Genomic DNA, 11,059 nt, shown 5'->3' on the forward strand with positions numbered 1-11,059 from the left:
TCCCCACGCCGACTTCGTGACCTACTCTTTGGGCGCTATGAGCGAGCCGAGACAGCGGGTGTCGCCGCCGAGCAAGGAGATCGCATGAGCGACCAGCGGCACGTCGCCATGAGCGATCACACCACCCAGCCGGCCCTTGGGCGCAGGGCGTCCAGGCGCGCGGCCGGGAACGGCGTGACGCCTGAGGAGATCTCCCCTCTTTACCAGGAACCTCCCAGGAGGAACGGCGGCGGCCGGTCGAGAGGGTCGGGCGGCAAGGCCGCCAAGCTCGGCGTCGGCGCCTGGGTCAGCGTCGCGCTGACCGGCGTCATGGTGGTCGGCACCCTCACCGGCTACAAGTTCTACCGGGACATCGAGGGCAACATCACCCGTGAGGACGTCGAGGGCAAGCTGGGCGCCGACCGCCCGCCGGAGACGGGCGCGCTCAACGTCCTCGTCGTCGGCTCCGACAGCCGCGACGGCGCGGGCAACAAGAAGTACGGCCAGCACCTGCAGGGAACGGGTGAGCGGACCGACACGATCATCCTCCTGCACATCTCCCCGAACCGCGACAAGGCGACGCTGATCAGCTTCCCCCGCGACTCGATGGTCCAGGCGCCCGAGTGCCAGAACCCCAAGACCAAGGCGATCATCCCCGCCGGTCTCCGGCAGATCAACGCGACCTTCAACGACGGCGGCATCGCCTGCACGTGGAAGACGATCGAGACGCTGACCGACATCCACATCAACCACTTCGTCAAGGTCGACTTCTCCGGGTTCAAGGGCATCATCGACGCCCTCGGCGGCATCGAGATCTGCCTGCCCAAGGACGTCACGGACAAGAAGGCCAAGCTCGAACTGAAGAAGGGCAAGCACACCGTCAAGGGCGAGACCGCCCTGGCCTACGTCCGTGCCCGCTACACGCTCGGCGACGGCAGCGACATCAGCCGCATCAAGCGCCAGCAGGTCTTCCTCACCCAGGTGATGAAGAAGGCGACCAGCTCCGACCTGCTCACCGACCTCGGCAAGCTGACCAGCTTCCTTGAGGCCGCGACCTCCTCGGTGACGATGGACCGCAACCTCACCACCGGACGGCTCCTGGAGATCGCGCAGAGCGCGGCCTCCCTCAACGCCAAGGGCCTGAAGTCCGTCACCGTCCCCTGGAAGCCGTACGCGCCCGACCCCGGCCGGGTCGAGTGGGCCCAGCCGAAGGCCGACCAGCTCTTCGCCGCGATCCGCAGCGACATCGAGGTACAGCCGACCGCCACGCCGAAGCCCTCGGCCAGCCCAGGCCAGACCTCGGCCCCCGCCAAACCCGCGATCAAGCCCTCCCAGGTCAGGGTCCAGGTGCTCAACGGCACCAGCGTCGCCGGCAGGGCGCAGGAGGTGGCCGACGCGCTGGCCGCCCAGGGCTTCACGGTGACCGAGGTCGGCAACGCGCGGCTGCCCAGCGGCGCCGACCAGCCGAAGACACGCATCCTGTACGCCAGGAACGCCCAGGACGGCGCCGACTACGCCGCCCCGGTGGCCGCCAAGCTCCTCAACAAGGAGAAGGTCAAGCCGGAGGGCGGCAAGCTCAAGCCGGGCGGCAGCGAGCCGTACGTCCCGTCGGCCACGGGAACGGCCTCGACCGCGCCCACCGCGACGCCGACGGCGAGCGCCCCGGCCACCACGACGGACGGCCAGGGCCCGGTGATCCAGCTGGTCATCGGCGCCGACTGGCAGGGTGTCGCCGCCCCCATCAAGATCCCGGACAGCATCAAGGGCGACGTGGTCGACGCCAACACCAACCCCTGTCTCTGAGCCCCTCCCGCTGGTGCCACCCGCGCCCCGTTCCTCCGGGAACGGGGCCGTTCTCCCAGCTCCGGGCCGCCCCGACGGTCACGAAACCCCGTGAAACGCGGCGAGCTCGTGCGACAGGGCGTCCAAGAGCGTTTATGGTGGTCCGACCGGTGGACGACTCCGTCATCCGTCCGTGTCCCGGGCGATCTCGCCGGTCCGCTTCCCCGTCTCCGACAGATAGCTGAGCGTTTTCCTCGTGAGCGACACCCGACCCTCTTCCCCGGTACCGGCCCCATGGGACGACGGCGCCAGTGGCGCCGGAGGCGGCGGGCAAACCGGCGGACAGGACGGAAGGGCGGCGCCGTGGCCCCAGCCTCCGGCCCCCGACCCTGCGGAGGGGGCGGGCGAGGTGACCGCGTGGGGCTACCCCGCCTACCGGGAGCCGGAGAACGCGCCCGGCGGGGAGACGAGCACGCCGTACTGGGAGGGGTCCTCCGCTTTCGGGAGTGAGGAGACCTCCGGGGCGGGCGCGGCGCCGTCCGCCGCACGGCAGGCGCGCAGCCCCTACCCCAGCCCTCACGACCCCCCGCACACCACCGCGTCCCAGGAACCCGCCTCTCAGAGGCCGGAGGCCCGGGAGCCCCTGCCCCAGAGGCCGGGATCCCGGGAGCGGGACGCACGGTGGGCTCAGGAGTTCGGCGCGGCCCAGGCACGGGCGTGGACCTCGGGCACCCCGTCCGAGCCCCCCTCCTCGGAGACCTTCTCCTACTGGGAGAACTCCGCCCCGCAGCAGCCCGAGCCCCAGGAGGCCGACCGTCGGCCCTCCGCGTGGGGAGAGGCGACCGTCTCCCCCTGGGAGCAGGCCCACCCCGTCCCGTCTCAGGAACCCCCCGCGCCCGCCGAGCAGGCCGGGTACACCGCACCGGCTCCCGCCGAGCTCCCCGAGCGGACCACGCCGCGCCGCCGGGGCTCACGGGCGGCCTCGCACCTGAACGCCCGGCCCAGAATCCCTGCCTACCTGGACGAACACCCCCAGGTCACCGAGCAGCAGAGGGCCCCGGTTCCCGTCGGCGCGCACGCCGCGGGACCGGCCGTCGCCCCCTCGTCCGTCGGAGGTCCGGCGGCCCTGGAGTGGGAGCAGCGGGCCTACGCCGAGGAGGAGCCCGCCGCTCCCCCGGCGAAGAAGAAGCGCGAGCCGTACCTCGACAACGTCAAGTTCGTCCTGATCGTCATGGTGGTCATCGGGCACTCGCTGGTGCCGACCCTGGCCGCGCACTCCTCCAGGGCCGCCTACCTGTTCATCTACACGTTCCACATGCCGGCGTTCGTGCTGATCAGCGGCTATCTGGGACGCAACTTCTGGAACTCGAACGCGAAGATCAACAAGCTGGTCGACACCATGCTGGTGCCGTACGCGTTCATCGAGATCGGTTACGCCCTGCTGCGTTACGCGCTCGGCCAGAAGTGGACCCTGACGATCATCGACCCGGCCTGGCTGAACTGGTATCTCGTCGCGCTGGTGCTCTGGCGGATCTCCACCCCCATCTGGACGCGGATGCGCCAGCCGTTGCTGGTCGCGGTGACCATATACATGGTGGCCGGTTTCTCCGAGATATCCGGCGACTTCAGCCTCGACCGGTTCTTCGGCCTGCTGCCGTTCTACGTGCTCGGCCTGCTGCTCAAGCCCGAGCACTTCGACCTGCTCAAGCCGTTCTGGGTGCGGATCGCCGCCGGGTTCGTCGTCGCCGGAGGCGTCGCGGTGGCCGTCTACCTCGCCCCCAGGGTCGGCCTCGACCCGGTCTACTACCGCTACAGCTTCAAGTACATGCACCTCAGCTGGTGGATGGGCCTGAGCGTGCGCGCGGCCATGCTGCTGGCGGGCCTGGCGCTCTCGGTCGCGCTGCTGGCGCTCGTGCCGAGGCGCGAGACCTGGTTCTCCGACCTGGGCACCCGCACGCTCTACACCTACCTGCTGCACGGTGTCGTCGTGCTCATCGCCAAGGACCAGAAGTGGCTGAGCCTCCCCTGGCTGTACGGCCCGCTCGGCGTGCTGGCGATCGCGTCGAGCTCGCTCGTACTGGCGATCATCCTGAGCCTGCCGCAGACCCGCACGCTCTTCAAATGGCTGCTCGAACCCCGCCTGGTCTGGCTGTACCGCAGGCCCTCCTCGAAGGAGAGTTCAGCCGCCGTTCCCCGGTAGTTCACTCAACGCATCCGGTGCGGACGGAACCGGCACTCAGCATCGGCATATGCGGGTATGTGTCGGGACGATCGTCCATCACCCCGAAGACGCCCGGATCATGCATCGGCAGATCCGGGCGCTCCTCGACGCCGGGCATGACATCACCTATGTCGCGCCCTTCACCGACTGCAACGTCACGCCCGATCCCGGGATCAGGGCGATCGACGTTCCCCGCGCGACCGGGCGGCGCCGCTGGCGCGCGCTCAAGGCGGCCAGGAAGGCACTCAAACGCGGGATCGAGGGCGCCGACCTGCTGATCGTCCACGACATCGAGTTGCTGTTCCGGCTGCCCAGGCGCAGGCCCGCGACCGTGTGGGACGTGCACGAGGACACGGCCGCCGCCCTTGAGGCCAAGCCGTACCTGCCCGAGGTGCTGCGCCGTACGCTGCCGTCGCTGGTGCGCGGGGTCGAGGCCAGGGCCGAGCGGCGCATGCACCTGATCCTGGCCGAGGAGGCCTACCAGGAGCGCTTCTCCAGGCCCCATCCCGTGGTGCTCAACACCACCTACGTGCCCCGGCGCCCGCCCGCCCCGCCCGGGGGGAACCGGGTGATCTACGTCGGCCAGCTGTCGGCGGCCAGGGGGGCCGTCGAGCTGGTCGAGCTGGCCAGGCGGCTGCTGCCGCACGGGATCAGGACCGATCTGGTCGGGGCGGCCGACCAGGAGATCAGGCCGCTGCTGCGGGACGCGCAGCGGGAGGGCGTGCTCGACTGGTACGGCTACGTGCCCAACCAGCACGCGCTGCGGATGGCCGAGGGGGCGATCGCCGGGCTCTCCCTGCTGCACGACGTGCCCAACTACCGGCAGTCGATGCCGACCAAGGTCGTGGAGTACATGGCCAGGGGGGTCCCGGTGGTGACGACGCCGTTGCCCGCCGCCGCCTCGATGGTCGAGCGGGTCGGTTGCGGCGTCGTCGTGCCGTTCGGGGACGTGGACGCGGCGCTGCACGCCGTGCTCGGGCTGCGGGACGACCCCGGCGGGGCCACGGCGATGGGCAAGCGCGGGTACGAGCAGGCGCTGAACGAGCACCACTGGCCCGACCACGCGGGTGAGTTCGTCGGCCGCCTTGAGGAATGGGCCGGCAAACCGGTGACGTCCGCCGTGGAGATTGGTGTACTGGAGGCATGGCACGCCATCTGATCCAGGGACGTGAGATATCCACCCCCGTCCGCGTCCGCGACGCGGTGGCGTGCGCGGCCTCCTATCTCGTCAGAGCGGACGCCGCCCGGGCCGTGATCGCCTACTCGGGGTTCGACGTCGCCGAGGTGCTGCCGGGCAGGGCCCTGTGCACACTGGCGTTCGCCGAGCACGCCGACGGTGACCTGGAGGCCTGCCGGGAGTTCGCCGTCTCCTTCCTGACCAGGCCGCCCGACGCCGGGCCGCCGCCCAGGGCTCGTGGCCTGCGGGCCAACCTCGCCGAGCTGCGCCGGGCCGGGGCGGGGTCGTTCGTCCACTGGCTGCCGTCCGACCGGGAATTCGCCGCGGAGGCGGGACGCGCCATCTGGGGCTTCCCCCGGGAGGTCGCCGACATCGACCTGCGGATGGCCTCGCCGTACAAGCGGTGCGTGGTGCGCAGGGACGGCCGCCTGGTGCTCGACCTGCTCGTCAAGCCGGGGGCGGCCGTCCCCTTCGTGGGCAGGGTCACGCCGCCGAGGGCCTACGGCCAGCTCGACGGTGTCACCCGCCGTGTCCCCTGGTCGGCCACCCTGCGCGGAGTCCGGGCCCGCCTCGGCGGGGCGCTGATCCGCCTGGGCAACCACCCGATCGCCAAGGAGCTGAGCGAGCTCGGCCTGCCCAGGCGCGCGGTGCTGACCGGTACGGTCTCCCACCTGGCCATGACGCTCGGCGAGGCCAAGCAGCTGTAGGTCAGCCCTCCAGTTCGAGGAGCGGCAGTTCGGCGCGGGTCGGCAGGCCCTGCCAGTCGCTGGGGCTCGACGCGGCGAAGGCCGCGAGCTGGGCGCCCCTGCGCAGCCTGTCCGTCGGGTGCAGCCGGTCGAGCAGGGCGCTGAGATAGCCCGCGACGAAGGCGTTCTCGCACCCTCCGGGGTCGACCACGGGCGCCACGATGCCCGGGGCGTCGTGGCGGACGCCGTCCACCCGCACGCTCGCCCCCCTGGTCCCCCTGAGCACCACGACCTGCCTGCCGCCGCCGAGGGCGGGTTTGACCAGGTCGAGTTCGCTCTGCCGTACGAACAGCAGGTCGGCCGAGCCTGCCAGGGCGCCGAGGACCTCCTCCGCCTCCCGCAGGTCGGGCCAGAGCCGGTCGTGGTAGTCCACTGCCACCGAGACGACGACCCCCGCCGCCTGCGCCGCCCGTACCGCGGCCTGCACGGCGTCGCGCGCGCTCAGCGCGGCGGTGACCCCGCTGACGTGCAGGATGCGCACGGCCGCGATGCGGTCTATGGGAACGTTCCCCTGGGCGAGCCGGGTGCCTGCCCGATAGTGGGTGACCTTGGCCGCCTGCCCCGGTCTGGTCTCCCGCAGGATCATCCCGGTCGCCGAGCCGTCCTCGGTCCTGGCGTCGGAGACGTCCACTCCCTCGCCGCGCAGCGCGGTGAGCACCCGCTGGCCCAGCTCGTCCGCTCCCACCTTGCCCAGCCACGCGACCTTGTGGCCGAGCCTGGCCAGGCCGACCGCGACGGTGAACTCCGATCCCGTGACGTCCAGCCTGACCTCGTTCTCGTGACGGATCCGGCTGCTGCTGACGATGGCGAAGGCCTCGCCGAGGGTGTAGACGTCCACGCCGGAACCTTTCGCGGCGCCGTAGGACGCCGATGGAGCCATGTTCGGATTTTCGAACTCTAGCGATTCTCCCCGTCCCGCTCTCCCCAGGGAGCACAACAGCAACCGGCCGGTGATCTCCGCGTGCTCTGACCTCCAGGGGTGCTGGGAGCCTTCGCCAGGAAGGCCTTCCCGGGCTATCGGAGCCTTATGGTCCCGGGTGCCTTCATGTGCTCCCGGAGGACCTTCGTCGGTCTTCAGAGGTCTGAGGACCTGTTAGGGTTCTCGCATCGAGGAGAGCCCATGGGAGGTGGGAGATGGCCGAGTCACCCGGCCTGCGGCACGGACCCGTCGTGCCGCAACTGGAGAGCCTGCTGCGCGAGCTGCTCAGGGAGCAGCGCTGGAAGGCCGGTGAACGGCTGCCCAGCGAGGTGCGGCTCGCCGAGGAGCTCGGCGTCGGCCGTTCCTCGGTGCGCGAGGCCATCCGCCTGCTGGCCCGTGACGGTCTGGTCGACGTACGGCACGGCTCGGGCACGTTCGTCACCGACCTGTCCGCGATCCCCCACGAGGGGCCGGACGTGCGCCAGCTCCTGCGCCGGGCCCGGCTGCTTGAGGCCTACGAGGTGCGCAGGGCCCTTGAGGTCGAGGCCGCCAGGCTCACCGCGCGGCGCATCCGCCCCGAAGACGTCGAGCGGCTGAGGGCGAGGCTGCGCGAGCGCCAGGAGCGGGTCGGCGGTGACCCTGCCGCCTTCGTCGACGCCGACCTCGACTTCCACCACGCGATCGTGGAGCTGTCCGGCAACGCCGTGCTCGTCGGCCTGTTCGACGTGGTGCGCCCCGTGCTGCGCGCGGCGCTGATCGAGATGGTCACCCACGAGGCCGCCCTGCCCGACGTCTCGTGCGCCCACGCCGACGTGCTTGAGGCGCTGGCGCGCGGCGACGCCGAGGCCGCGGTGGCCGCCACGGCCGACAACCTGGAGGGCACCATGGCGTTCATCAGGGCGGAGATGGCCGACCGATGATCGTCTCCCAGCCCTCGGAAACCGGGCCCGTCCTGCACGCGCAGGAGGTCGACGTCGTGCGCGACGGCAACCACCTGCTGCGGCAGATCTCCCTGACCGTGCACCGGGGTGAGCACTGGGCCCTGCTCGGCGCCAACGGCGCGGGCAAGAGCACGCTGCTCAACCTGCTGGGCGCGGTCACCCACCCCACCCGCGGCGTCGTCGAGGTGCTCGGGCGCAGGCTGGGCCGGGTCGACATGCGGGAGCTGCGCTCCTACCTGGGTCACGTCGACCCGCGTCACGCCCCCGACTCCCCGCTGCGGGTCAGGGAGGTCGTCCTGACCGGCCTGACGAACACCATCGCGCTCGTGCCCCGCTGGGCGCCCACCGCCGAGGAGACCCAGCGCGCCGACCACCTGATCGAGCTGCTGGGCATGGGCGCCAGAGGCGAGGCGCGCTGGCCCACGCTGTCGCAGGGCGAGCGTGGCCGGGCCCTGATCGCCAGGGCGCTGATGCCCCGGCCACGGCTGTTGCTGTTCGACGAGCCGGCGACGGGCCTTGACCTGGCCGCCCGAGAGCAGCTCCTCGGCAGCATCGACCTGCTCAGGCACGAGCATCCCTCGCTGGCCACGGTCCTGGTCACCCACCACCTGGAGGAGCTTCCCGCGAGCACCACTCACGCGATGCTGCTCAGGAAGGGCCACTGCCTGGCCTCCGGCCCGGTTGACGACGTCCTGACCACCGACCTGATCAGCGCGTGCTTCGACCACCCGGTGCGGATCACCCGCAGCGAGGGCCGCTGGAGCGCCAAGGCCGCCACCCTGCTGGCGACCCCCTGACCTCTTCCCTGGAGTTCCGGAACTCCAGGGAAGATCGACACCTTATGTTGTCTGAGGTCTGAGGACAGTCCTCAGACTTTCACGAGAAGGACGCACGAGAGAGTGAAGAACCGCAGGGCCCTGGGGCTGCTCACGGTCACCCACGGGGTCAACGACATGTACCAGGGCGCCGTCCCCGCCCTGCTCCCCTTCCTGGTGGCCGAGCGCGGCTACAGCTACGCGCTGGCCACGGGGATCGTCGTGGCCGCCACGGGGCTGTCCAGCGTCGTGCAGCCGCTGTTCGGCGTGGCCGTGGACCGCCGCCGGATGAGCTGGCTGGTCGCCGTGGGCATGATCGCGGCCGGCGTCGGGGTCGGCCTGTCCGGCCTGGTCGACGACTACGCGTGGACGTGGCTCGCCATCGCGGTCTCCGGCCTGGGCGTCGCCGCCTACCATCCCGCGGCGGCCAAGGCCGCACGGGTCGCCGGCGGCGGCTCCGCGCGTTCGATGGGCGTCTTCTCCGTCGGCGGCAACGTGGGAGGCGCGCTCGCCCCGCTGTTCGTCGCCCTCGTCCTCAACGCCGCCGGAACCCGGGGCACCTGGCTGCTTGCCGTGCCCGCCGTGGTGGCCGGAGTCGGCTACCTCCTGGCCCGGCGTGTCTCCGACTCCGGCCCGGCAACCGCGACCGCCCCGGCGAGCGCGGAGGGGGCCACGGGGCGCGACGACTGGCGGGCGTTCGCCCGGCTGTCGGCCCTGGCGGTCTTCTGGTCGATCCCCTATGTCGTCATGGGCTCCTTCGCCGCCCTGAACGTCATCGGCCGCTTCCACGTCTCGACCGCCACCGGGACGGCCACGCTCACCGTCTTCACCGCGGGCGGCGTGGTCGGCACCCTCGCGGGCGGATGGCTCGCCGAACGACGGGGACGGCTGAGCACGATCCGCCTCGGTTATCTGACGGCCGCGCTCGCGGTGGCGGGCGTCGTGTTCTCACCCGGTCTGGCGGGGGTGCTGTGCTGTACGGCGCTGTTCGGCACCGCCCTGTTCGTGCCCTTCGCCGCCCAGGTCACCCTGGCTCAGGACTACCTTCCCAACCGGGTGGGAACGGCCAGCGGGCTCACCCTGGGGCTGACCCTGTCGGTCGGCGGCCTGCTCTCCCCCGCCTTCGGCGCCCTGGCCGACGCCTGGGGGGTGCGCACCGTGCTGGTCTGCCTCGTCGCGGTCCTGGCCGTGGCCGTCCTGATCACGCTGAGGCTTCCCGAGCCCTCCGGCCCCCTCCCGTCTCCCAGTTCCGACCTGGAGCCCGCAGACGCCGCCGCGTGAACCCCGGAGAGGCCGCGAAGCGCGCGGAACCCCCGGGCCGGACGACCACCGGCGCCGCCCTCGTACGGCTTCGGCGGACCTTGCAGCCCGGGGGCTCTTCCCCGCCCTTGGGTGCCGCACCCCTTCCCGCTTCTCACCACTTATCACCACATAAGGGAAATTTGTCCCTTCTCTCCAGGTCAGCGGGGTCACGATGCCGGTCGGCGATGTCGAGGGGGTACCTGTTAAACGGCACAAAGCCGGGTACCGGCATGCTTGGGGCTCAACACACAGACATCAAGGGGAAATCGGATGACTTCGGTACCCATCATCAGGTTGAACAACGGCGTCGAGATCCCGCAGCTGGGATTCGGGACCTACCAGATCAAACCTGGCGAGACGAAGGCGGCGGTGCTGTCCGCGCTCGAAGTCGGCTTCCGGCACATCGACACCGCCGAGATGTACGGCAACGAGGCACAGGTCGGCGAGGCGGTCAGGGCGTCCGGTCTCGACCGGGGCGAGGTGTTCGTCACGAGCAAGCTGAACAACGGCTTCCACGCCCACGACGACGCCCTGAAGGCGTTCGACCGGACGCTGGAGGAGCTGGGGTTCGACTACCTGGACCTGTTCCTCATCCACTGGCCGCTGCCCGCCGTCGGTGACTTCGTGGAGACCTGGAGGGCCCTGGAGGAGATCTACCGTTCGGAGCGTGTCAGGGCCATCGGCGTCTCCAACTTCCACGTGAGCCACCTGCGCAGGGTCCTGGAGGAGACCGAGACCGTGCCCGCGGTCAACCAGATCGAGGCGCATCCGTACCTCACCCAGGACGACATCAGGGCGTTCGACGCCGAGCACGACATCGCCACCGAGGCGTGGTCGCCGATCGCGCAGGGCAAGGTGCTCACCGACCCGACGATCGTACGGATCGCCGAACGACACGGCAGGACACCCGCCCAGGTGACGCTGCGCTGGCACATCCAGCGGGGCGACATCGTCTTCCCCAAGTCGCTCAGGCGCGAGCGCATGCAGGAGAACTTCGACATCTTCGACTTCGAGCTCTCCGAGGAGGAGATGAACACGATCTCCGCCCTCAACCGCGGCGAGCGGGTCGGCCCCGACCCGGACACCTTCAACTGGATTCCCTAGTCCCTCTCACGAACTGGTCCACGGACCACAGCGATGGCGGCCGCCCGACCCGGACGGCCGCCATCGGCGCCCC

The 11,059-nt window shown here is 71.0% G+C and carries 9 protein-coding genes; 8 read left to right on the forward strand and 1 reads right to left on the reverse strand.

From position 1 onward, the window contains the following. The first annotated feature begins 84 nt into the window (after nt 1-84). The 4 genes from ACFOYY_RS27975 to ACFOYY_RS27990 all read left to right on the forward strand — a co-directional run bounded on the left by ACFOYY_RS27975 (nt 85) and on the right by ACFOYY_RS27990 (nt 5,866). On the forward strand, nt 85-1,782 hold the full coding sequence (locus ACFOYY_RS27975) for an LCP family protein (RefSeq protein WP_386193475.1): 1,698 nt from the start codon (nt 85-87) through the stop codon (nt 1,780-1,782). A gap of 235 nt (nt 1,783-2,017) precedes the next feature. Beyond that, entirely contained in the window at nt 2,018-3,961 is a 1,944-nt protein-coding gene (locus tag ACFOYY_RS27980) for an acyltransferase family protein (RefSeq protein ID WP_386193478.1), read from the forward strand. 49 nt (nt 3,962-4,010) lie between these two features. Next, nucleotides 4,011-5,141, forward strand: coding sequence for a glycosyltransferase (locus ACFOYY_RS27985; protein WP_386193480.1), 1,131 nt, complete (start codon nt 4,011-4,013; stop codon nt 5,139-5,141). Next, entirely contained in the window at nt 5,126-5,866 is a 741-nt protein-coding gene (locus tag ACFOYY_RS27990; protein WP_362772587.1) for an acetoacetate decarboxylase family protein, read from the forward strand. Before ACFOYY_RS27985 ends, ACFOYY_RS27990 begins: the two co-directional genes overlap by 16 nt. A gap of 1 nt (nt 5,867) precedes the next feature. Here ACFOYY_RS27990 and ACFOYY_RS27995 read toward each other — a convergent pair whose 3' ends face one another. Then, nucleotides 5,868-6,785, reverse strand: a complete 918-nt coding sequence (locus ACFOYY_RS27995; protein ID WP_386193485.1) for a PfkB family carbohydrate kinase — start codon at nt 6,783-6,785, stop codon at nt 5,868-5,870. A gap of 254 nt (nt 6,786-7,039) precedes the next feature. On the opposite strand from ACFOYY_RS27995, the gene ACFOYY_RS28000 reads away from it, so the two are divergent. The 4 genes from ACFOYY_RS28000 (at nt 7,040) to ACFOYY_RS28015 (ending at nt 10,986) form a co-directional block, all read left to right on the forward strand. Further along, the gene (locus ACFOYY_RS28000) at nt 7,040-7,744 is read left to right on the forward strand and encodes a FadR/GntR family transcriptional regulator (protein ID WP_352009939.1); all 705 of its coding nucleotides are present in this window, start codon (nt 7,040-7,042) and stop codon (nt 7,742-7,744) included. Beyond that, the gene (locus ACFOYY_RS28005; RefSeq protein ID WP_386193487.1) at nt 7,741-8,562 is read left to right on the forward strand and encodes an ABC transporter ATP-binding protein; all 822 of its coding nucleotides are present in this window, start codon (nt 7,741-7,743) and stop codon (nt 8,560-8,562) included. Before ACFOYY_RS28000 ends, ACFOYY_RS28005 begins: the two co-directional genes overlap by 4 nt. A gap of 102 nt (nt 8,563-8,664) precedes the next feature. After that, complete coding sequence (locus tag ACFOYY_RS28010) at nt 8,665-9,861, forward strand: MFS transporter (RefSeq protein ID WP_386193490.1); 1,197 nt, start codon at nt 8,665-8,667, stop codon at nt 9,859-9,861. A gap of 291 nt (nt 9,862-10,152) precedes the next feature. Then, nucleotides 10,153-10,986: an aldo/keto reductase gene (locus tag ACFOYY_RS28015; RefSeq protein ID WP_386193493.1), complete on the forward strand. Its 834-nt coding sequence runs from the start codon at nt 10,153-10,155 to the stop codon at nt 10,984-10,986. The last annotated feature ends 73 nt before the right edge of the window (nt 10,987-11,059 follow it).

Origin of the sequence: Streptosporangium jomthongense (genome assembly GCF_042650425.1) — a bacterium.
Classification (GTDB): Bacteria; Actinomycetota; Actinomycetes; order Streptosporangiales; family Streptosporangiaceae; genus Streptosporangium.

Bases quoted from the DNA above. Each gene is read 5' to 3' on its own strand.
- ACFOYY_RS27975 (WP_386193475.1), top strand. From the start codon at position 85: ATGAGCGACCAGCGGCACGTCGCCATGAGCGATCACACCACCCAGCCG.
- ACFOYY_RS27985 (WP_386193480.1), top strand. From the start codon at position 4,011: ATGCGGGTATGTGTCGGGACGATCGTCCATCACCCCGAAGACGCCCGG.
- ACFOYY_RS27990 (WP_362772587.1), top strand. From the start codon at position 5,126: ATGGCACGCCATCTGATCCAGGGACGTGAGATATCCACCCCCGTCCGC.
- ACFOYY_RS27995 (WP_386193485.1), bottom strand. From the start codon at position 6,785: ATGGCTCCATCGGCGTCCTACGGCGCCGCGAAAGGTTCCGGCGTGGAC.
- ACFOYY_RS28000 (WP_352009939.1), top strand. From the start codon at position 7,040: ATGGCCGAGTCACCCGGCCTGCGGCACGGACCCGTCGTGCCGCAACTG.
- ACFOYY_RS28005 (WP_386193487.1), top strand. From the start codon at position 7,741: ATGATCGTCTCCCAGCCCTCGGAAACCGGGCCCGTCCTGCACGCGCAG.
- ACFOYY_RS28015 (WP_386193493.1), top strand. From the start codon at position 10,153: ATGACTTCGGTACCCATCATCAGGTTGAACAACGGCGTCGAGATCCCG.